Below are 20,988 nucleotides of genomic sequence, written 5' to 3'. Positions count from 1 at the left end.
TTGGCAGACCTGAGTATATTTCGGACACAAAAAAACCGGAGCGTTGGCAGACGCTCCGGTTTTCAGCATTATAGGTTGCAATTTATTTCCAGCAAGTCTGATATTTCATTTTTTTTTGTGTTACCCTTGAAAAGATTCCATATTCCCAATTTAGTCATGATTGGCTAAGCGTCTCACTTTTAAAATCATTCTATATTTCAACACATTAAAGATACTCCGAACCATTATCTTACTGAAAAAGCTTACTCGTATTATCACATGCAATAAAATAGCAACGTACAATGCTAATAATGTGAGGTTAATCACCTAACAAAATGCCTTTTTTCATCGTTCAAGTATACTAAAGATCGCCATGTTGACCGGCTAAACACATTACCAAACAAGAAATAGGGTTTATTTTTATCACGATTCGGTTGATATCCAAGGGGATGTTTCCGATTTATTTCTATACCTAAACAACTTGGAGTTGCAGGTAGGCGGCAAGTGAGTGACAAATTTGTCTGGAACAAATTTGAACAGCCGTAGGCTGGCCTTTGGTAAGGGCCACGGATGGCTCTCATCATCCCCATCAGCATAGACAGGCGATGTGCTTGGGGTGAATGAACGTATAGCCAACACCCCTGCAGATTCAAGTAGGAAGGGTATGAGTCTGATCTTATTTAAGGAGACCGCAACTATGATCAACGTCGCTTTTTTCAGCGCCAAAACCTATGATGAAAACTCATTTAACCGCTTTGTTGATCCTCAGCAACTCACATTACACTTCCATGATTTCCGCTTAACGCATAAAACCGCTCAAATGGCTCGAAACTGTCAAGTCGTTTGTGCCTTTGTAAATGATGAATTAGGCGAAGATGTCTTAAATGCACTCTACCAAGGCGGCACACGCCTTATTGCGATGCGCTGTGCCGGGTTTGACAAAGTCGATTTAGCTGCTGCCAAAAGCATCGGTTTACAAGTTGTCCGTGTTCCAGCTTACTCTCCGGAAGCCGTTGCTGAGCATACCGTAGGGCTGATGATGTGTCTTAATCGCCGTTTCCACAAAGCGTACCAAAGAACTCGAGAAGCCAATTTTTCACTCGAAGGCTTGGTCGGCTTTAACTTCTATGGAAAAACCGTTGGGGTAATCGGTACCGGCAAAATTGGCGTTGCAACCATGCGAATTCTCAAAGGGTTAGGAATGACGATTCTTTGTTATGACCCATATCAAAATCCTGCCGCCATTGAATTAGGAGCACGATATGTAGAGCTGTCGGAAATTTTCACCAAGAGCGATGTCATTACCCTCCACTGCCCCATGTCGAAAGAAAATCATCATCTCCTGAACGAACAAGCATTTAACCAAATGAAAGACAAAGTGATGATTATTAATACTAGCCGAGGAGAATTACTCGATTCGGTCGCCGCGATCGAAGCACTAAAAAAAGGGCGCATTGGCTCACTGGGTCTTGATGTTTATGACAATGAAAAAGATCTTTTCTTCCAAGATAAATCCAATGATGTGATTGTTGATGATGTATTCCGCCGGCTATCCGCCTGCCATAATGTCCTCTTTACTGGCCATCAAGCCTTCTTAACCGAAGATGCGCTTAACAACATTGCTCAGACAACGCTCAACAATATTTTGGCTTTTACACAAGGCACCTCATCAGGCAATGAGCTAATTGCTTAACGGTTGACTAAGCGACGCAAATGCGGGATTAAATCGCTCGCAATTAGCCCTCGTTCACCAAAGGCTTCGGCGTTTTGATCGGCCGCTTGGCTATGGATCAAAACGCCGATTTTGGCAGCATCAAATAATGCAAGCCCTTGCCCAAGCAATGACACAATCACCCCAGTCAATACATCTCCCATGCCACCACTCGCCATACCTGGGTTTCCAGCCAAACAGACATAGGTGTCTTGACCATTACATACTAAGGTTCCTGCGCCTTTTAATACCACCACACCACCATATTTCTGGTGTAACGCTTTAATCGCCTGAAAACGATCAGTCTCTATGTTTTCGACACCACATCCCAACAGTCTCGCTGCTTCTGCAGGATGCGGTGTTATAATACGCTGGTCATCATAACAAGCCGATTGTGCCAAAAAGTACAGTGCATCAGCGTCCATCACTTTCGGTTTCGTGATGCTTTGTACTCGATTGATTAGCTGCTGAGCCATTGTATCTCGGCCTAAACCAGGGCCAATAGCTAATACACTACACCAGTCTAGCCGATAATCGAACATCACTGTATCCATCCAACTTGATGTCATCATCTCAGGGCAACTGATTAAAACTGGTTGGGTATTATCCGGGTGAACTAAGGCGGCTGTTAATCCACTGCCCGTTCGAACACAAGCTTGAGCTGCTAATATTGCCGCGCCTCCCATTCCAGAATTACCGCCAATAAGCAACACTTTACCCTGTTGACCTTTATGAGCGGTACGCTTTCTGCCAGGTAAGGCCTTTTGAGCCGCCTGAGGATCAATCGCTTTTAAAGTGGCCGTATTTTGATTGTTAAACGTCTCTTCCAGCCCCAATCCAGCAAAATGCAGCTTTCCAACATAATCACGGGCTTTGCCTGTCACTAACCCTTGCTTAAGTCCAATCAAACTGATTGTGTGCTGAGCACAAATTGCCGAACCAAGAACGGTTCCTGTGTGGCTAGACAAACCAGATGGAAGATCAATAGAAACCACCGGAATGCCACTGTCATTAATCGTTTGAATTAATTGTTTCATGGAAGAGCGAACTGCACCTTTGAGGCCTGTTCCAAGTAAACCATCAATCACTACATCAACATCATCAGGTAATGTTTCTGTGCAGGGAAGTACTTCCCCACCACTATCAATCCAATGGTAATAGGCGGTACGAGCATCCCCTTGTAAGCGCTCGGGATCGCCATATTGCCATAACGTCACTTGAATCCCGACCGACTGCGCTAATCGAGCGACAATGTAACCATCACCACCATTGTTTCCGCTACCGCAACAAACCAACCAATGATGCGAGCCTGGATACTGGGCCAATGCAACAGTAAACACCGCTTGTCCCGCTCGTTCCATTAATCGAAACATTTCTAAGCCTTGCGCTCTCGCTGCCCGCAATTCACCACATTTGACTTGTTGAGGGGTATAGAAAACTTGTGGTAACAGCACCGATGATCTCCTTGTGTTAAGTATCCTGACTTTAATTCACCCAGCGGTATTTTTAACGCTTGGTATACCCTTCTTACTTGAAGCTGCAGCGGTGTTGGCTACATTCGTTCATCCCAATCACATCGCCTGTCTATGCTCATGGCGATGATGAGAGCCATCCGAGGCTCTCACCAAAGGCCAGCCTACGGCTGTTCAAATTTGCGGCCTACCTGCAACTCCACCTTATTTGGGTATAGTTAAAGAGGCTAATGCCTCCGCAGTTGCATCTTGTACAGAAAGAAAAAGAGAATTAACTTTACCTGTTGGAGTTCGCATTGGATTTAACGTGATATTTTGATACATGAATTCGGCCTGTTGAGTAACGGGACGTACATTACGGCACTTAAATAAGTAGGGGCGCTGCTGCCAGGTAATAAAACTGCGGCAACCGAGATCATAGACCGGCTTAGTTTTTAATTTAAACCATTCTGATGGAATTTCAGGAAAAATAGTAAATATCGATTTACCAATCACATCATGCCCATGTTTACCACTGTGATGGGTCATAAATCCATTCCATACCTGCACTTCATAGTCTCGATTTAATACAATCAGCCCCATATCAACATTTTGTACCATGTCAACCATCCAATGGAACTGCTCAAATTCAGCGGGTAGTGATAGCATTAGAACTCCTCCATTAAATAGGCGAGCTTATTGTCGAGTAACGGCAGTGATTCATCGACAAACATAAATAGGAGATCGCAGCGAATTGATGTACCTTCAATGTTGTAACTGACTTCAAACGTCATGGTTTTATTAAATGACCCAGTCGTTGACTGAATAACCGAATCAATCGAAATATGCTGCCCCAGTAACACCGGCGAGCTTTGGAAAAACCTCACTTCAGATTGCTGTCCAAGCCCATTTAAAAAAGAACCAACTAAGATATTCGAAACGTCCATTAATAACTCAAGTTCTTCTAACTCTTCGCTATCAACAGGAACTTTCATTAATTTTTTTAAATCCGCGACACTCGAATCACTAAGCAAGACTAACGCTTCGCCAGCAATGCCTTCACCACTGAACCCCTGACAAACACCAGAAACCTGAACATTATCGGCTAAATCACGCAAAGCCATATGTAGTTCGCTCACTTCGAGAATATTAATATTCGGCAAAGGTAATTCAACAAATACATCAAAGTGGCGCGCCAATGCATCAGCCGCTTGACCAATCGACACGTTAGCGACTTCCATATAGACATCACGACGTCGTAAAATCGGCAGATCAACCGCAACTGGCGTGATCATTCGAGGTTGCGTCGAGGGCTCAACAAGTTCGCGTAAAACCGCATTTAAGGCATCTTTATCTATTGGCTTTTTGATAAATGCCTTTGCCCCGAGAGTGAGTACCCGCTCCTTAGCTTTAGGTTGAATATCACCAGAAACCACGACGACTGGGGTTTGGTTGTCTTGGGCTCGCATCGCCTCAAGCGTTTCAAACCCATCTAGCTCTGGCATGGTTAAATCTAAAAACATCAATTTAAACGACTGCTTATCAAGCTGCTCCAGTGCATCAACACCATGGACAGCAAAAGTAATGTCTGCATTTAATGAGGCGGGTAGAGAACGTGCCATTTGCTTTCTAGCTAACGCTGAATCATCGCAGATCAATACTGGGTAAGACATAACGACCACCAATCTTATTTATTATTACTTCCAATGTTAAAAGTGTATACCCAAATGAAACCGAGGGTTAAGTCATACAGCAAAGACTCTTACCGCTCGAGCGATCTAGGCTAGGCTGGCCAAAAAATTAACCGCACAATACGTAAAACAATCGCCAACACCATCATCGCAATGCCTAAGCGATACCATTTATATTCGGCTACAGACATTGGTATACGTTTATAGAACATCGTTGCGACGCCTTTCCAATCGTGGCTTCGCCTCCCATAACCGATAATTCCCGTTAAACTACAAATGATGCCGAATACCAGTAATGTGTTTTCTAATCCAAACAATACAAAATCCACTTTAACCTCTCTATTCTTTTTCAACATCCAATATCACTAGCATAGAAAGACATAGACAAAATCGCTGTAACACACTAGTAGAATAGGAAAGGAGCGCCCCCAAAACCCGGTATGCGACTCCAAACCTAATTTATATTAATGTGTTAAACCTAGCTGATTTGAACGAGTTTGAAACCATAAATAAGTGGTAACAATAGAAAAAAACAGATAAGAAAGACCAAAAATGGCAGGGGAAGACATTAAGTGTAAAGAGACAGCCCATAACACACCGACAATGGTAATCAGCATTTTTACCATCACCCCCAAAAACAGTAACATCAGGGCCAGTTCAGGGAAACGTGTACAGCGAAATGTTAACCAATAACAACTACTAACGGCAACAACTGCAATAGAGAAACCAAGGAAAAATGAATGAACATGATCAGCCGATGCGATAGCCGCCGATACTGACACGATAGCAATGATTAACCATCTCATTATCTACCTTCCTTAGTGCTCGAGCACCTTAAGAAACAGTAACAACCGTGAATATACGCAAGACGTTAAAAAAGCTAAACGCCGTACGACACTGATACCCAAATCGCTTGCAATTTTAGGTCGGAGGCGAGTAAGTAAACCCCATATCATGTGATTGGGATGAACCCACATAACCAACACCGATGCTACTTCAAGTTAGAAGGGTATACATAATAACTAAAGTTTAGCTTATCTAATGGATTTTATCGAGGATAAGCCTTTATAAAAAAACAAATTCTTGCTCAACCTCCCTCACTCGGTACGATGACAAATAAGTGTTAGCGAGCACGTGATAAAGCGTCCATTTAGGTAGGCACCATTAATCAAATAATCAAACAAACATAGCCGCTTAACTAAGATGAAAAATAAGTAAATAGTGAATTACACAGAAATGCCGCATAGAGCAAAAAAATGAATAAAAGTTAAAAAACGTCTGCGACTCATATCAAGTTCCGATTGACAAGCCCAAAGATTGCTCTAGACTCGATGTTAGCTAGAAATGAAGTTGATTGTATACACATTGTTTCGTTGGATTCCTTGTAACTCCCGTCGTGTCGTACGCAATAGCAATCTACTTTTCCACGCTATCCGTGCCGAGATCGGCCTATATAAAATTGTTTTTTTAGGATTTTTACTATGTCTACTCCTGTTACTGGTACCGTTAAATGGTTCAACGAAACGAAAGGTTTCGGCTTCATTAAGCAAGAGAACGGTCCTGACGTTTTTGCTCACTTCAGTGCAATCCAAGGCGACGGTTTCCGTACTTTGGCTGAAGGCCAAAAAGTTGAGTTTGTCATTACTCAAGGTCAAAAAGGCCCTCAAGCTGAAAGCATTAAAGTCCTGTAATAGACTTCCAAATTATTCTAATAGCCAGCCTTAGCGCTGGCTATTTTTATATCTGCCACCAAACAACTTGGAGTTGCAGGTGGGCGGCAAGTAAGTGGAGTGAACGAACGTAGCCAACACCCCTACAGCTTCAAGTGGGAAGGGTATGGTTGACCAACACTAGCCATTACCAAAATAGCCACACTAAAAAACACCTCAAGCTAGACAAATTTAGTGCTGAGCTTCAACAACTCGCTCAACCATAGGCTCCGCTGGAAAAGCTTTCTCGTACTCCACCATAAAATCTTGCCGAATAAGCTGTTCTAAATGATTTGCTTTGTCCGTTGGACAAAAAATCATAAAGTGAACGATCTGTTCCCCCGCTGGTGCACTGGTGATTTCAATATGAGGTTCAGCACTAGGTAAATCGACCCCCGCATGTTTTTCGATCATACTGTTATAGCGACGGGCAACATCAATAAAATGGGAAAAATGCTCTTCCATACGCTGATGCATGATAGGTAATAGTGGGTATAAATTGACAAACTTTGGCACTACAATGTTAAAATTATGAAAAACATAACGTTTCATAAAATTCAGGTTTTTCACGGGATGAGTAAAAAACAAGCTATTGGGGAGAGTTGCTGTTTTTCCGGTGTAGTGGTACTGACCATGCTGTAGGTCTATTTCTTGAATTACTGTTGCCATCATATTGTGCTCAATAACTTCACCACAAACTTTTCCTACTTCGATCCAATCCCCCATTCGAAAAGAGCGAGAACTGGCCCGTTGGATTGACCCGGTAAAGCAGAGAATAATTTCTTTGGAGGCGACCACAATTGCAATCGCTATTGCGGTGACTGATAGAGCAAACTGACTAATTTCAGATTTCCAAAGTACAAATAAAATCATCAAGCTGATAACAAAAGCGCCATTCTTGGTGCGAGACATCCACTTACGTTGATCTTCACTCAAAAATGAAACATCACCTCGTATCTGTGCTAAGGCTATCCGTTTAATTAACACGATCACTGATAAAACCAATAAGGTTAAAACTAACTTATTGGTCAATAGATAATCGACAATAGCATTAATGTGTTCCATTCTTTAGCTCCATCAATCACAGTTAAACTAAGACGTTTTCGCCTCATTGGCTAGCATGTCCAACAAAACACAACTCATTGATTTATCCTCAAATAACCTGGAGTTACAAGTAGACCTCCCCCATGAACCTAAATACGCTATCGAATTGGAATAAACGAATATCGCCAGCATCACTGCCGTGTCAAATGAGAAGGTATATACCCCAACAACTTGGTGTTGCAGGTAAGCGGCAAGTGAGTGACACGAACGTAGCCAACACCCCTGCAGCTTCAAGTAGGAAGGGCATAGCTCTATATTTATCTGATTATATTAACAATATGAAGCATGGATATCAGGATAAATTCTAAATTTGTGATTTGTGATGAAGGATAAAACGTGCTGGACGCTCCAACACGTTTTGAATTACAGGGCGTATTGACGAGCGGTTTTTTCAGCCAACTTCATGATAACACGGACAGCTTGCTCCATGCCTTCAATCGTAATAAATTCATGGATACCATGGAAATTATAGCCACCGGTAAAAATATTTGGGCAAGGTAACCCCATAAAGGATAATCTCGCGCCATCTGTTCCACCGCGAATCGGCTTAATCATCGGCTCAATGCCACACGCTTGCATCGCCGATTTAGCAAGCTCGATAATGTGTGGATGCTCGGCAATTTTTTCCTTCATATTGGCATAGCTATCGATAATGTCTAACTCAATATGCCCTTTGTTTAACTGGCGATTGAGTTCCGCCACTTTTTGTTGCATCAACGCCTTACGATCAGCAAACCCTGCAAGATCAAAATCACGAATCAAATAGTCTAGTTGAGAACGAGCAACGCTCATCTTAGCAGATTTGAGATGATAAAAACCTTGGTAACCTTCAGTATGTTCCGGAGTCTCTTGCGCTGGCATCATTTGAATAAATTGCGCTGCAAGATACATTGAGTTGACCATTTTATCTTTGGCGGTTCCTGGGTGAACATTAACACCATGACAAACCACTTGAGCATTCGCAGCATGGAAGTTTTCAAATTCCAGCTCACCAACAGGGCCACCATCAATCGTATAAGCCCACTGTGCGGCAAACTTCTCAACATCAAAATGATCCGCTCCCCGGCCGATTTCCTCATCAGGCGTAAAAGCAAGACAAATATCCCCATGTGGTATAGAAGGATCAGCGATTAACAGTTCAACCGCGGTGATAATTTCCGCAATCCCAGCTTTATTATCGGCACCAAGTAGCGTATTACCATCAGTAGTAATCAAATTATAGCCATGTAGCTGATGCAATTCTGGGTATTGAATTGGCGATAAAATTTCATCACCTTTTCCTAATGCAATATCGCCGCCCTGATAGTTCTCAACTATTTGCGGTTTAACATGCTTACCGGACGCATCCGGTGCAGTGTCCATATGTGAAATAAAACCAATGGCAGGAACAGGGTAATCAACATTAGATTTTAATTTCGCCATGACATAGCCATGGTCATCTAAGCTCACCTCATTCAGTCCAAGTGCTCGCAGTTCATCATACAATAATTGGCCAAACACTCTTTGTCCTGTTGAGCTGGGGCAATGGGTATTCTTAGGTTTTGATTGAGTATCATAGGTAACATAGCGTAAAAAACGCTCAACAAGATTATTCATAGCTAGCACTCACTATCGATAAATACAGTCAAAAATCGACTGAAAAAACGCTATACCCAAACAACCTAACAGAGTACGACAAGGACAATAAAGTGATTTGGGTATATACGCAGCGAATTGCAATTCATAGTACGTATTTATATCCGAGATAACTTGCTATAAATCAGTTTTTATTGGATTAACTAACCGAATCGCTCAACTGGCCGAAAAATAAGATTTCAAGAAGTGAAAGCAAAGCCCACCAAAAGATGGAACCTACATCTCAAATTCATCACAAAAATAGTATTTTCTCTGCCGAGATTGGCATTTTTTCAAAGTATAACTACATTTACAGGTATGCGATTCCAATAGTTAGTCTATCTGGATTCCCTCAATTAATTATTATCACTAACAACGTCTTGCCTCTTGCGATCTCAGTTTGGTCCTTGAGGCTCTTTTCTTTTATAAAAATTCAATAAAGATGCTCAAGAGCACTTCTTGAGCATCGCTGAACGGCTTATGACTCACAAACCACCGACAACATTCGGCTACTTTTCGCTGGGGTATTAATGGTGACTTTTCCTTGCGAACTCAAAAAAGCATCGCCAGTAGACAAGTCGTAAAGCGTTTGATCCCATAACAACTCAACTTGCTGGGTACGAGACGATTTATTAATAATGACTACGCCTTTATCACCCCGACAAAAGACCAACAGATCATCACTTGCCTCTATCGTAGTCATGGGTAAGCCATGCATTTGATTATGGAAAGTAATCCCCGCCATAATGTGAGGTGCGCACCAAGCATCTAACCAACGAGGACATCCTTCTGAATCACGAAGATGACTCGGGTTTAAGTCAGAATAAATCAGAGGCACGCCCCCGTCTCGGCCTAAAATATAGCTATAAGCGAGTGCTTCATTATCCGCGGACATGACGAGGTCAATAAATACATCATTGTTGGGAATATCATGGGTGATGGCAAATGTGATCGCTCGCTCCTTAGATAGGGCTTCACCAAAGCAATACGGGTCAATCAAACGCTTTAAGCTGCCTTTGGGTTGCAACGCATTATAAACGGTTTGAAATAGAGGAAAATCATAAGCTCCGAGGCGAGTTTCTGCTAGATAAGGCTCCAAAAAAAGTTGGTATTCGGATTTGGTTGCCCCACCATCAGTGATAATTTCACCAAAAATATGTACATCATGCGTAATTGCCTCTGTCCACACCAAAGTGAGATGTTCAAGGCTCATATGTTTAGCGGCATCGATACGAAACCCTTTGACCCCCATGGCTTTTAGAGCCTGTAGATAAGCTTGTTGGCACTCAACAACATGCTTATTGGGCCGCAAGCTGGGTAGCCCGGGATCATGAGGGCCTCCGGAAATTCGGCCATTTTGCACTTGCCATTTATCTTGCCAATTTTCAATGCCAAACGCTTCGACAAAGTCCGTTTCGGTAAATAAGGGTTGTGATAAGTCCCCAAAAAGACGTTGCTTTTGGTAATAATCAGCCTGTTGCCGATAAGCCAATAGATCTTTATTGCTCGGATACTGTAAGTCCAAACGAAGAGATGATTCATTTGCCATATGGTTAAACACCACATCGGCATAAACCCATAAATCTAATCGTTGTAAGGTACTCACCATCGTTTGAAACGATTCCGTATTACCTAATTGGTTATCAATAACTCGGTAGTCTTGTGGTTGGTAACGCTGCCACCACGGCGTGCCTTTATCGTGTCGATAAGATTTCATTGGTGGAGAAACCAGCACGGCTTTATAGCCCGCTTCAAAGATAGCTTGTGCGCGCTCTGTAACTTGTGAATACGGCCAGTCAAACGCGTGTAAAATAACATCAGTTGGCTGAGAACGAATCATGACAAATACTCCTGCTCTGTCTAGCAAGCGAAAAAAAATAATTGAATGCAACTTACTCAATCGCATTCCTACTATTGACGATGATTATAATTCGTCCTCTAAAAGGGCAATCCCCCTAACGTTAATTATTCATGGTGGAGAGCTAGGGCGTAGAACTCAACATATCCTGCTTATGATTAAAGACAATAACTCATCGTTCATCAAGATTGAAAGATAAACGAAAAAGATCGATAACGACTGGGATAAACAAGGAAAATGCTTTAAAAAGGCATAGATGGTAGAACAAAGAAAATGGGGAAATATCACAGCAGGCACCATTCAATACCTGCTGTTTAGCATCCAATCAGTGAATAGGAACTTCCGATTGAGCAAAAAACTGACCAAAATGGGCTTCTAATACCTCTGGAGTTAACTTGCCTTCAGCCTCTAATTTTTTAAGTTCAGCCACAATGGCCTTTTGCTCATCCAAGCTAGGGAGGGCAACCTCCGGTTGTGCTTGCATTTCTTGAGCCATTGTTTCTAGTTCTTTTTCGAAATCATTCATCATACTTACCTGATAGTGTTAATGCTGGCGAGGAGTGTAACTAACTCCTCGTCCAGATTCTAGCGTTAACCATGTTCAAGCATAATGGATAAAGATCGCCGTTTTGATTAGAAGATACCCAAATAACTTGGAGTTGTAGGTAGGAAGGGGATTAAAACCCATTATACCTTAAAGCGCCCCACTCTCGTTTGCAGGTCGGTGGCTAAACGGGCTAATTCATCGCTCGCAGCGGCAATATGTGTTGACCCATTCGAGAGTTGCTCAACCCCACTACTGATCCGGTTTAAGGTTTCATTGACATCATCCGCAACAATTGACTGCTGCTCGGTTGCTGTGGCAATTTGAATATTCATATCATTAATGGTAAAGATGCCCTTGGTAATATCACGTAATTTTTCGGAGGCTTCTTCAGCCCACTGTACAACTTCATTCGCCTTACGATAGCTACCATCCATGACATGAGAGGCTTCTTTAGAGGCAGTTTGTAGTTTTTCAATAATATCTCGGATCTCTTCTGTCGAACTTTGAGTCCGTGTCGCTAAGGTACGAACTTCATCGGCCACAACAGCAAATCCACGGCCATGTTCACCCGCTCGAGCGGCCTCAATGGCAGCATTCAGTGCTAATAGGTTAGTTTGTTCAGCAATGCTGCGGATGACCTCTAATACTTTACCAATAGAATCGGCATCTTGCTGTAATTTACCAATCACTTCAACGGCAGTTTGTACTTCCTTCGATAGCACTAACACTTCATTGGTGGTATTAGTAACGACCGCTTCACCCTCTTGCGTAAATCGACTTGATTGTTCCGCTGCTTGCGCTGCATTCGCTGCATTTTCAGCAACTTGGTTAACCGTTGTGGCCATTTCAGTCATGGCCGTTGCCACCTGATCCGTTTCATGTCGTTGCTGTTGAACCTGGTCATTCGCTTCTCGACTAGAGACCGCGAGCTCTTCTGCTGCTGCACCGAGTTGAATCGAGGCTTCAGCAACTTGTTTGACTAGGCTATGTACACCACCAACAAAGGCGTTAAAACTACGCGCAAGATCGCCAAATTCATCGTATCGGTCTTCGTTTAATCGTTGAGTTAAATCTCCATCACCAGCGGCGATTTGTTCTAACGCTTGACGCGTTTCATTAACTGGTTTGACTATCATTTTGGCCACCAATAAGACAATGCCAATAAGAACAATGATCGTCACCACAAAGGCAAGCAATAAACTCACCGTTAGCTCATGAGCGGTTGACATAATTGCATCGTATGGCTGAGCCACTGCTAATGACCATCCAGGGGTATTTGCCACTGGATGATATGCCACCATATAATGCTGGTTATTCTCTAAATAAAGATCGGTAATGCCAGTCTGCCCGGCAACCATCTGCTTACTCATCTGAGCATAAGCAGCATCACCAGATTCGATGGCCTTATCTTTTAAGCGCTTGCTTTCGGTTGGGTGGGCAACATAAATACCTCGTGAATCCACCAGCCAAGCAACCGCATTATCGGTTGAAACATTATCCACCAGCTCGGTTAAAGTATTCAGCGTCACCGTGGCTGCTAATAAACCAATCACCTCGCCCTGATGATTTTTCACCGCTTGCGCTAACACAATGATCGCATTACCTGAAGTTCCCGAATACAGAGGATCACTCACTAAGGAGGATTGTGTTTTTTGTACAACCAATTGTTGGAAATAAGCTCGATTTGCTCGACTAGCAATCACACCATTGTGATGATAGGCATCGCCTTTAAGATCAACAAAAAACATAACTTCAAACTCCGGACTCATTTTTTTGCCAAAATGCTTCACGTAGTTAAAAATGGCTTGTGTGTCTCCTGATGCTAAGGTTTCTGTTTGCGCTAACGAACGCACCACCGCCATTCGCGCCTCAACCCAACTGCTTACCATATCAGCACTGCTTTGAGACGTTTGACTCACTGACGTCTCTCCCAAACTGACCACTCGTGAACTGACCTGATTAGTCACAATCCAAGCCGCTAATAACAAACAAAGCGTTAATGGCAAGCTAAATACCATAATAAGTCTTGAGGTCATTCTTAATTTTTTAAACATAGGTTCCTCTCGGCAACAACATCTATATACATCAACATACGCAACTTTATTTTTATGATTATCGCTACAGTTTTAGCACAGTTTGCATCGGGCGCATCCATTTGATCTAAATTTGGTGAGAACTCTCCAATAAAAATAGCTCTATACCCAAATAATTTGGCGTGACAGGTCGGCGGCAAGCGATGTGATTGGGGTGAAAGAACGTAGCCCCGCCTCCCTGCAGATTCAAGTAGCAAGGGTCTATATCTAACTATCTAAACCGCTTGATATTGCAACCGATAACCAGATTGTATACATGATAACCAATCAGACAGTAAAATGAACATTCCGCTTTTATTGATAGGAACTTTTCGATAAATACAGTGACCAATGGCTGAATTACTAATCGGGAGTCGGGTTAAATGCAGTTATCCACCTTTCAATCACTACAAACCTATTTGAACCAGCAAGTCATTGGTCAACAAGCCTTAGTTGAGCAGTTATTGATTGCCCTGCTCGCAGATGGACATATTCTAGTAGAAGGGCCACCAGGACTTGCAAAAACAAGAGCGGTAAAATGTCTCGCTGAATGTATTGAGGGCGAATTTCATCGCATTCAATTTACCCCTGATTTACTCCCAGCTGATTTAACAGGAACAGATATTTTCCGACCAGAAACAGGAGAGTTCATTTTTCAAGCTGGGCCTATTTTCCACTCTTTGGTATTAGCCGATGAAATTAACCGTGCTCCGGCTAAAGTACAGGCGGCGATGCTAGAAGCGATGGCGGAAAAACAAATTACCGCAGGAAGAAAGACTTATCGTCTCCCCGAGTTGTTTTTGGTCATGGCGACTCAAAACCCTATTGAGCAAGAAGGAACCTATCCGCTACCAGAAGCCCAATTAGACCGTTTTTTGATTCATCTTGATGTCGATTATCCTGATGCTGAACATGAGCTGGCCATTCTACGCCTCAATCGAGGAGAAGCTCTGGGACAAACCTCCGCACGCGCCCCCATGATCACTCAAGCCGAAATTTTTCAAGCTCGACAAGAAGTGCTTAATATTCATATGGCCGAATCCATTGAACATTATTTAATTCGCTTAGTCATGGTAACGCGTCAACCTAAAGAATATGACCAGCAGCTCGCACAATGGATTGAGTTGGGAGTGAGTCCACGGGCGACGATAGCGTTGGATCGTTGCGCTAGAGCACACGCTTGGCTTAATGGCCGTGATTTTGTTAGCCCTGAAGATGTACAAGCTATGGTTTTCCCAGTGTTGCGTCACCGATTACTTCTCTCGTATCAAGCTCAGGCAGAAGGCATTCATCCGAATCAGGTCATAGCTCATTTACTTTCTTTGGTTGGCAGCGCCTAAGGCACTACGATGGTCAATTCGTTAAGCTTATCTCTCCCAGAATATGCAGATGGTATTCACCTTTGCCTTGAGGAACTATTACCTTATCAGCAGCATGCAATAAAATGGTTACCGCCAGCAAAAAGTTTATGGTCTCAACTATTAGGGCATCATCAAAGTAGACAGCTGGGACGAGGGATGGATTTTGCAGAAGTACGTCAATACCAGCCGGGCGATGATATTCGAGCCATGGATTGGCGAGTAACAGCCAGAACAGGCAAACCACATACCAAACTGTTTTGTGAAGAGCGCGAAAAGCCGGTCATTTTATATGTAGATTTGAGTACCTCGATGCAATTTGGCTCAACCCTGCTCTTTAAGTCGGTACTAGCCGCTCATTTGGCCAGCTTACTCAGTTGGCTCGCGGTAGCTCAGCACGACCGGATCGGAGCAATTATTGACCTTGGCTTTCAACAATTCGAATTGAAGCCAACGGCTCGCCACAAAGGGGCATTACAGATCATGGCCAATTTGGTCAATGGTCAACAACAAGCATTATCCCAAATAACCCAGACGCCCACCTCAATGCGAGAAGGGCTTCTGGCATTGAACCGCCTTTGCCCTAAAGGTAGTGAAGTGGTCTTAATCAGTGACTTTGTTCGTTATCATGACGAGTTAACCCCGCTATTTAGCCAACTGAGTCAGCGCAACCAAGTTCGTATGGTACATATCATCGATCCTTTAGAGCAAGGCGAGACCGATTTTAGAGGAATCGCACGAGTAAAGAATGAACAACAGACGCGCTGGCTCAACTTTTCAGCAAATAATACACGGTTAGGCATCAAAAAATCCTTTGAATCTCAAAAAGTAAAACTAAAATCATTGAGCCAATCTCAGGCAATGGACTACCGTTCACTCTTGTGTGATCGGCCTTTGTTGCAACAATTATCTGGACTCTAAACCGATGCAGGAACCGTCAGCCACTTTAAGCCTTAATCCACTCCACCTCCCGACTCAACCTTCTTGGTGGCCTTTAGCCTGGGGGTGGTGGGCCAGCCTAGCGGTGATTTTTATCATCAGCCTAGTGATGATTGCACTACTAATATGGAGAAAAAAACGTCTCGCTCCCCAAAAAACGGCTCTACGCCTACTTTGTCAAACGAGTGGCTATCAAACACCCTCTGCAGCCATGGAGTTACTCAGACAAACAGCACTTTGCTATTACCCACGAGACTACATCGCACCATTGACGGGCCATGAATGGTACACCTTTTTAGATACCCAATTAGGTCAATCGCGCTTTGTACCTAATGTCTCCCTATGGCAGCAAGCGTTATATCAAAAAACACCGGTGACTCATCCCGATCAGTTAATTAATGACTGCCAATTGTGGATCAGTGAGGCATTGCCACCGAAAAAGAGGAGTTTAAGGAACCTTGGCAAATATTGAGTTTTTATGGTGGTGGTTTTTATTACTACTTCCATTACCTGTTTTGGTCTATCATTTTGTCTCGCCGCTCCCACAACAGGCGGCGATTCCACTCGCTTATTTACCAACTGATAGCCATGCTGCAAGCCAACAGCAGTGGCGGATAAAAGGCCCCGTCATCGCCATGTGGGTCTGCCTAATTATCGCGGCTGCTCGCCCAGTTTGGTATGGAGACCCTATATCGGTGACGACTCAACAACGAGATGTGATGCTGGTTGTTGACCTTTCCTATTCTATGAATCAGCAAGATATGCAACTCGGAAAGGAATATGTGGATCGCCTCACAGCCGTCAAACAGGTACTCAGTGATTTTATTGCTAAACGGCAGGGAGATCGATTAGGGCTGATTTTCTTTGCTGACCATGCTTACCTGCAGACTCCTCTGACCTTCGATCGCACCACAATTACACAGCAATTAAATCAAGCGGTCTTAAAATTAATTGGAACCAGAACCGCGATAGGTGATGGCATTGGACTTGCCACAAAAACCTTTATTGACAGTGACGCTCCGCAGCGGGTCATGATTTTACTCAGTGATGGCAGCAATAATGCTGGAGTATTAGATCCACTTGAAGCCGCTGAGATCGCAAAACACTATGGTACCACCATCTATACAATTGGGGTCGGCGCTGGTGAAATGACGATCAGAGATTTTCTGCTGACTCGCCGCGTTAATACCGCAGAGGATCTGGATGAAAAAACGTTACAAGAAATCGCTCAATTAACCGGTGGCCAATATTTTCGAGCCCGTGATCAACAAGAGCTGCAAACGATTTATGACACCATCAATCAGTTAGAACCACTGAGTCAAGCAACCCAAACTTGGCGTCCACAAAGTGAATGGTTTCACTATCCACTGGCTGCTGCTTTATTGTTTTCCGTGGTATTAATGATTGTAAGGAGACAGTATGGTTGATTTTATGTTTCTCTATCCTGTTTGGTTGTGGGCCTTGCTGCCTTTAGCTGGGCTATTAGGCTGGCTCTTTTATCGCTCTCCTGGTCAGTCATTAATTGCCCCTCACTTGGCACAAGCGTTGGGCGTTAGCCATAAACGGCATCACCACCTTTGGCTGACAGGGGTAAGCTTTTGTTGGCTAATCACCACACTCGCCTTAGCTGGGCCTAGCTTTGAAAAACAAACCAGACCCAGCTATACCAATAGTGCTGGTCGAGTTGTGGTCATGGATATGTCATTATCGATGTATGCCAGTGATCTTAAACCGAACCGACTCTCTCAGGCTCGCTACAAAGTATTAGATTTACTCGCTAGCTGGCAAGAAGGCAATACGGGGTTAGTCGCTTATGCTGGCGATGCTTATAGCATTAGCCCCTTAACCACAGACACGGCAACAATCGCCAATCTACTACCAAACTTGTCACCAGATATCATGCCCTTTCCTGGGGCAAATGCAGCAGCAGGTGTGCAACTTGCGATAGACATGTTAAAGCAAGCGCAGTTAGCTTCAGGGGATATTATTCTGGTCGCGGATGATTTATCGGCACAAGAAAGCCAATCGATCCAAACCCTCCTCAATGGAACGCCGTGGCGATTGACCCTCTGGGCAATCGGAAGTGCCAATGGTTCACCAATCACATTAAATGATGGCCGCCTACTAAAAGACGAGAAACAGCAACCTGTGATAGCAAAAACCGATATGATTGCGATGCAAACATTCGCCTCACAAGTGGGAGGTCATTTTGTCGCTTATCGTAATGATGATCAAGATGTACAAAATATTCTGCGTGTTACTGATGCCCCAAAAACTGAGATCAAGCAACGCTCGGATACTGCTCAGATAACCGATGCCATCAATAATGGTTATTGGCTGGTAGGGCTGTTAATTATCCCTGCCCTCTTGCTCTTTCGGCGCGGTGTTCTATTCACTCTCCTACTCTGTATTGGTAGCACTGCCGTTCCTAATCCTGCTCATGCCTCTGCTTGGTTAAATCAAGATCAACAGGCGTGGCAAGCCTACCAGCGAGGCGATTATGATGCTGCCGCGACACTCTTTACCTCACCAGCATGGCAAGGCGCGGCGCATTACCAAGCGGGAAATTACCAAGCCGCTATCGATAGCTGGGAAGGCATTGCCAACCCAGATGAGCAAACCCAATACAACCTAGCAAATGCCTACGCGCAAGCTGGCCAGTTAGCAAAAGCCGCCCAAGGTTACCAAACCATACTCAAAAACCATCCCAATCATCAAGATGCTCAGCATAACCTCGCTGAGGTTGAGCAGGCATTGAAACAGCAACAGCAACAGCAACAGCAACAGCAACAGCAACAGCAACAGCAACAGCAACAGCAACAGCAACAGCAACAGCAACAGCAACAGCAACAGCAACAGCAACAGCAACAGCAACAGCAACAGCAACAAAAGTCTTCATCGGGTAAAGAGCAAGGTCAAGACGTTTCTTCCTCATCGGATAATCCAGCACATAAAGCGGAAAAAGCCGTAGACCAATCTCAACCTTCACGGCCCACAGAACACGATCCATCATCACAAGCTCAAAGCGCATTAAATGAGCAGTCGCAGATGGATCAGAGCGATGAATTAAAAAATCAACAGTACAATACGAAACAAGCGGAAGCTAAACCGGAGAACTCCCAAGAAAACAAGGGCAAGTATATCAATACAACCCCAGAGCCTAGTGAGGGCAGCACTCAAGATGTCGATCCTCAAATGCGAAAGCTTGAACAAGTGGAAAGTACCCGTGACCCGAGCCGCTTGCTACGCGCACAACTTTATCTGCAAGCAAAAAATAAACCGGCTCCAACAACAGAAGGTAAAAAGTGGTAATGATTAAATTGTTACAACGTCGATTTGCTCTTTGGCTAATCGTATTACTAAGTATGCTAAGTCTGTCTGTCCATGCGGCCACCTTATATGCCACTGTCAGTAAAAACAAAGTGATACAAAATGAGGTCTTTCAACTGCGCATCGTTAGTGATCAACCCTCGACAGCGGATGCGATTGATTTTCACGAACTGGACAACGACTTTTTTACCAGTCGCCCTAGTTTTACCTCTTCAGTAAATATCATGAATGGCAAACGCAGCCAGCATAGTGAATGGACTCTTTCTCTGGCCGCTAATCGACTCGGTATCCTGACTATTCCCAGTTTTGAGCTGGATGGACAAACCACTCAACCCATTGCCATCCAAGTCACCGTTGATCAACAAGCACCCAATATCGATGAACTCATTGAGATGCACAGTCATCTTTCACGAGATAAGCTTTATCCACAAGAAAGCGCCCTGTTGCATATTCGATTGCTGATCAAAACCGAGGTACGTCGGCTGCAAAACCCTCAACTGACACCTCCCTCTGTTGAAGGAATGACGATCACTCAAGCTAACGAAACCAAGCAATACCAAACCGTGCTAGGGGGAGTGGAAGTGACTGTGCTAGAACAAGATTTTCGCCTAACGGCAGAGAAAGCGGGACAATTTCATTTAACCGAGGCCATATTCCAAGGCTCACTTATTTATGGTAATCACTATGATAACGCCACTCGGATCATCCCTTTTAAGACCACGCCCAAAACCTATGCAATAACCGTAGAAGATAAGCCAGCTGATTATCAAGGTGCTTGGCTGCCTACCTCTCAGCTCACTCTGACGGAACAGTGGCAAGATAGCCAAGGCGCGCCGATTGAACAATCACCTTATTCCCTTCAAGTCGGAGAGACAATCAGTCGGCAAATAACCATGCAAGTGACTGGATTAAGCCCAGAACAACTGCCTAAATTAACCGTCTCTTATCCAGACGCAGTACGCGTGTATGAAGAAAAACCGCAATTGACCACTCAAGAGAATGGTCAAGTCGTTATGACGGTAAAACACGTGTTAATTCCACGCCAACCTGGCGAAGTGACCTTGCCAGAAATTACTGTCAATTGGTGGAATACCGAAACCAAACAGCAACAGGTTTCTCGAGCATCAGGCTTAACCTTAATCGTCGCAGAGAATGAAGAAGTAAGCATCTTACCCATCAACTCAGAACAACCGTCCTCTAGCTCGGTGAATCTTGTCCAAGACTCAGGCTGGTGGCCTTACTTAACAATGCTCTTTGCTCTACTCTGGCTAATGACAGCATTCCTTGCTTGGCGTTTACACTCATCCACTACACAGGATCGCACAGCGACAAACCCGATCATTGCGCCATCAAACTCTAGCTGGCAACGGCTACAGCAGGCGTTAGCACAACAAGACGGGATCATGATCAGTCATGCAGTAAAAACATGGATGGAGACATTAGATCTCAGCAACGCTGAAAAAATATCGCTTCAACAGGCACTTCAGCAATACCATGCCCAGCTTTATTCTGCGAATGGCCAAACTGCAAATATTGAACAATTAAAACAAGCGATTAATCAAATTCATCGTCAGCAGGCACAACGACAGAGCCAATCGACTCACCCCTTAGCGAAATTATGATTC

At 43.8% G+C, this 20,988-nt stretch carries 18 protein-coding genes; 8 read left to right on the top strand and 10 right to left on the bottom strand.

The window, feature by feature from the left end; genetic code table 11:
• Window positions 1-676: 676 nt before the first annotated feature.
• The gene (locus FKN05_RS09455) at window positions 677-1,672 is read left to right on the top strand and encodes a 2-hydroxyacid dehydrogenase (RefSeq protein ID WP_161426884.1); all 996 of its coding nucleotides are present in this window, start codon (window positions 677-679) and stop codon (window positions 1,670-1,672) included.
• Here the strand turns inward: FKN05_RS09455 and FKN05_RS09450 are convergent.
• The 5 genes from FKN05_RS09450 to FKN05_RS09430 form a co-directional block, all read right to left on the bottom strand.
• A complete protein-coding gene (locus FKN05_RS09450; protein ID WP_099611032.1) occupies window positions 1,669-3,144 on the bottom strand; it encodes an NAD(P)H-hydrate dehydratase in 1,476 nt (491 codons plus the stop codon). The genes FKN05_RS09455 and FKN05_RS09450 overlap by 4 nt on opposite strands.
• 222 nt (window positions 3,145-3,366) lie before the next feature.
• Window positions 3,367-3,810, bottom strand: a complete 444-nt coding sequence (locus tag FKN05_RS09445) for a hypothetical protein (RefSeq protein ID WP_099611031.1) — start codon at window positions 3,808-3,810, stop codon at window positions 3,367-3,369.
• Window positions 3,810-4,814 (bottom strand): response regulator, encoded by a 1,005-nt coding sequence (locus FKN05_RS09440; protein WP_099611030.1) that lies wholly within the window; start codon window positions 4,812-4,814, stop codon window positions 3,810-3,812. The genes FKN05_RS09445 and FKN05_RS09440 overlap by 1 nt, the downstream gene beginning before the upstream one ends.
• Window positions 4,815-4,924: 110 nt before the next feature.
• The gene (locus FKN05_RS09435) at window positions 4,925-5,188 is read right to left on the bottom strand and encodes a hypothetical protein (RefSeq protein WP_202597784.1); all 264 of its coding nucleotides are present in this window, start codon (window positions 5,186-5,188) and stop codon (window positions 4,925-4,927) included.
• Window positions 5,189-5,296: 108 nt separating this feature from the next.
• Complete coding sequence (locus tag FKN05_RS09430) at window positions 5,297-5,638, bottom strand: NADH:ubiquinone oxidoreductase (protein ID WP_099611029.1); 342 nt, start codon at window positions 5,636-5,638, stop codon at window positions 5,297-5,299.
• Between the two features lie 675 nt (window positions 5,639-6,313).
• Between FKN05_RS09430 and FKN05_RS09425 the strand changes: the two genes are divergently transcribed.
• Window positions 6,314-6,523, top strand: coding sequence for a cold-shock protein (locus tag FKN05_RS09425; RefSeq protein WP_000106983.1), 210 nt, complete (start codon window positions 6,314-6,316; stop codon window positions 6,521-6,523).
• Window positions 6,524-6,733: 210 nt separating this feature from the next.
• Here the strand turns inward: FKN05_RS09425 and FKN05_RS09420 are convergent, their stop codons facing one another.
• The 5 genes from FKN05_RS09420 to FKN05_RS09400 form a co-directional block, all read right to left on the bottom strand.
• Entirely contained in the window at window positions 6,734-7,606 is an 873-nt protein-coding gene (locus FKN05_RS09420) for a mechanosensitive ion channel family protein (RefSeq protein WP_099611028.1), read from the bottom strand.
• Between the two features lie 402 nt (window positions 7,607-8,008).
• Complete coding sequence (gene pepT / locus FKN05_RS09415) at window positions 8,009-9,241, bottom strand: peptidase T (RefSeq protein WP_161430409.1); 1,233 nt, start codon at window positions 9,239-9,241, stop codon at window positions 8,009-8,011.
• A 496-nt stretch (window positions 9,242-9,737) separates the two neighbouring features.
• Window positions 9,738-11,099 (bottom strand): alpha-amylase family glycosyl hydrolase, encoded by a 1,362-nt coding sequence (locus FKN05_RS09410; protein WP_099611027.1) that lies wholly within the window; start codon window positions 11,097-11,099, stop codon window positions 9,738-9,740.
• A gap of 343 nt (window positions 11,100-11,442) precedes the next feature.
• A complete protein-coding gene (locus FKN05_RS09405; protein WP_170887553.1) occupies window positions 11,443-11,643 on the bottom strand; it encodes a restriction endonuclease subunit S in 201 nt (66 codons plus the stop codon).
• A 161-nt stretch (window positions 11,644-11,804) separates the two neighbouring features.
• Window positions 11,805-13,718, bottom strand: coding sequence for a methyl-accepting chemotaxis protein (locus tag FKN05_RS09400; protein WP_170887381.1), 1,914 nt, complete (start codon window positions 13,716-13,718; stop codon window positions 11,805-11,807).
• Window positions 13,719-14,119: 401 nt separating this feature from the next.
• Here FKN05_RS09400 and FKN05_RS09395 point away from each other — a divergent pair, with 401 nt between their 5' ends.
• From FKN05_RS09395 to FKN05_RS09370, 6 genes are read left to right on the top strand one after another with little or no spacing between them, the layout of a single operon-like run.
• Entirely contained in the window at window positions 14,120-15,076 is a 957-nt protein-coding gene (locus tag FKN05_RS09395; protein WP_170887380.1) for an AAA family ATPase, read from the top strand.
• 9 nt (window positions 15,077-15,085) lie between these two features.
• Entirely contained in the window at window positions 15,086-16,015 is a 930-nt protein-coding gene (locus FKN05_RS09390; RefSeq protein ID WP_099611023.1) for a DUF58 domain-containing protein, read from the top strand.
• Window positions 16,016-16,019: 4 nt separating this feature from the next.
• Entirely contained in the window at window positions 16,020-16,505 is a 486-nt protein-coding gene (locus FKN05_RS09385; protein WP_170887379.1) for a DUF4381 domain-containing protein, read from the top strand.
• Window positions 16,492-17,460, top strand: coding sequence for a vWA domain-containing protein (locus tag FKN05_RS09380; RefSeq protein ID WP_170887378.1), 969 nt, complete (start codon window positions 16,492-16,494; stop codon window positions 17,458-17,460). Before FKN05_RS09385 ends, FKN05_RS09380 begins: the two co-directional genes overlap by 14 nt.
• Complete coding sequence (locus FKN05_RS09375) at window positions 17,453-19,345, top strand: vWA domain-containing protein (RefSeq protein WP_170887377.1); 1,893 nt, start codon at window positions 17,453-17,455, stop codon at window positions 19,343-19,345. The genes FKN05_RS09380 and FKN05_RS09375 overlap by 8 nt, the downstream gene beginning before the upstream one ends.
• Complete coding sequence (locus FKN05_RS09370; protein WP_170887376.1) at window positions 19,345-20,985, top strand: BatD family protein; 1,641 nt, start codon at window positions 19,345-19,347, stop codon at window positions 20,983-20,985. Before FKN05_RS09375 ends, FKN05_RS09370 begins: the two co-directional genes overlap by 1 nt.
• Window positions 20,986-20,988 lie beyond the last annotated feature (3 nt).

This window comes from Vibrio sp. 1-1(7), assembly GCF_013048485.1.
GTDB lineage: Bacteria > Pseudomonadota > Gammaproteobacteria > Enterobacterales > Vibrionaceae > Vibrio > Vibrio fujianensis.
Note: the sequence above shows the minus strand (reverse complement) of the source record. Positions and strands in the feature narration are given on the sequence as shown.

What these genes read in the sequence shown, in the direction of transcription:
- FKN05_RS09445 (WP_099611031.1), bottom strand. Translation starts at nt 3,810, where the DNA reads ATGCTATCACTACCCGCTGAATTTGAGCAGTTCCATTGGATGGTTGAC.
- FKN05_RS09395 (WP_170887380.1), top strand. Translation starts at nt 14,120, where the DNA reads ATGCAGTTATCCACCTTTCAATCACTACAAACCTATTTGAACCAGCAA.
- FKN05_RS09440 (WP_099611030.1), bottom strand. Translation starts at nt 4,814, where the DNA reads ATGTCTTACCCAGTATTGATCTGCGATGATTCAGCGTTAGCTAGAAAG.
- FKN05_RS09370 (WP_170887376.1), top strand. Translation starts at nt 19,345, where the DNA reads ATGATTAAATTGTTACAACGTCGATTTGCTCTTTGGCTAATCGTATTA.
- FKN05_RS09400 (WP_170887381.1), bottom strand. Translation starts at nt 13,718, where the DNA reads ATGTTTAAAAAATTAAGAATGACCTCAAGACTTATTATGGTATTTAGC.
- FKN05_RS09425 (WP_000106983.1), top strand. Translation starts at nt 6,314, where the DNA reads ATGTCTACTCCTGTTACTGGTACCGTTAAATGGTTCAACGAAACGAAA.
- pepT (WP_161430409.1), bottom strand. Translation starts at nt 9,241, where the DNA reads ATGAATAATCTTGTTGAGCGTTTTTTACGCTATGTTACCTATGATACT.
- FKN05_RS09430 (WP_099611029.1), bottom strand. Translation starts at nt 5,638, where the DNA reads ATGAGATGGTTAATCATTGCTATCGTGTCAGTATCGGCGGCTATCGCA.
- FKN05_RS09420 (WP_099611028.1), bottom strand. Translation starts at nt 7,606, where the DNA reads ATGGAACACATTAATGCTATTGTCGATTATCTATTGACCAATAAGTTA.
- FKN05_RS09435 (WP_202597784.1), bottom strand. Translation starts at nt 5,188, where the DNA reads ATGTTGAAAAAGAATAGAGAGGTTAAAGTGGATTTTGTATTGTTTGGA.
- FKN05_RS09385 (WP_170887379.1), top strand. Translation starts at nt 16,020, where the DNA reads ATGCAGGAACCGTCAGCCACTTTAAGCCTTAATCCACTCCACCTCCCG.
- FKN05_RS09455 (WP_161426884.1), top strand. Translation starts at nt 677, where the DNA reads ATGATCAACGTCGCTTTTTTCAGCGCCAAAACCTATGATGAAAACTCA.
- FKN05_RS09390 (WP_099611023.1), top strand. Translation starts at nt 15,086, where the DNA reads ATGGTCAATTCGTTAAGCTTATCTCTCCCAGAATATGCAGATGGTATT.
- FKN05_RS09375 (WP_170887377.1), top strand. Translation starts at nt 17,453, where the DNA reads ATGGTTGATTTTATGTTTCTCTATCCTGTTTGGTTGTGGGCCTTGCTG.
- FKN05_RS09410 (WP_099611027.1), bottom strand. Translation starts at nt 11,099, where the DNA reads ATGATTCGTTCTCAGCCAACTGATGTTATTTTACACGCGTTTGACTGG.
- FKN05_RS09405 (WP_170887553.1), bottom strand. Translation starts at nt 11,643, where the DNA reads ATGAATGATTTCGAAAAAGAACTAGAAACAATGGCTCAAGAAATGCAA.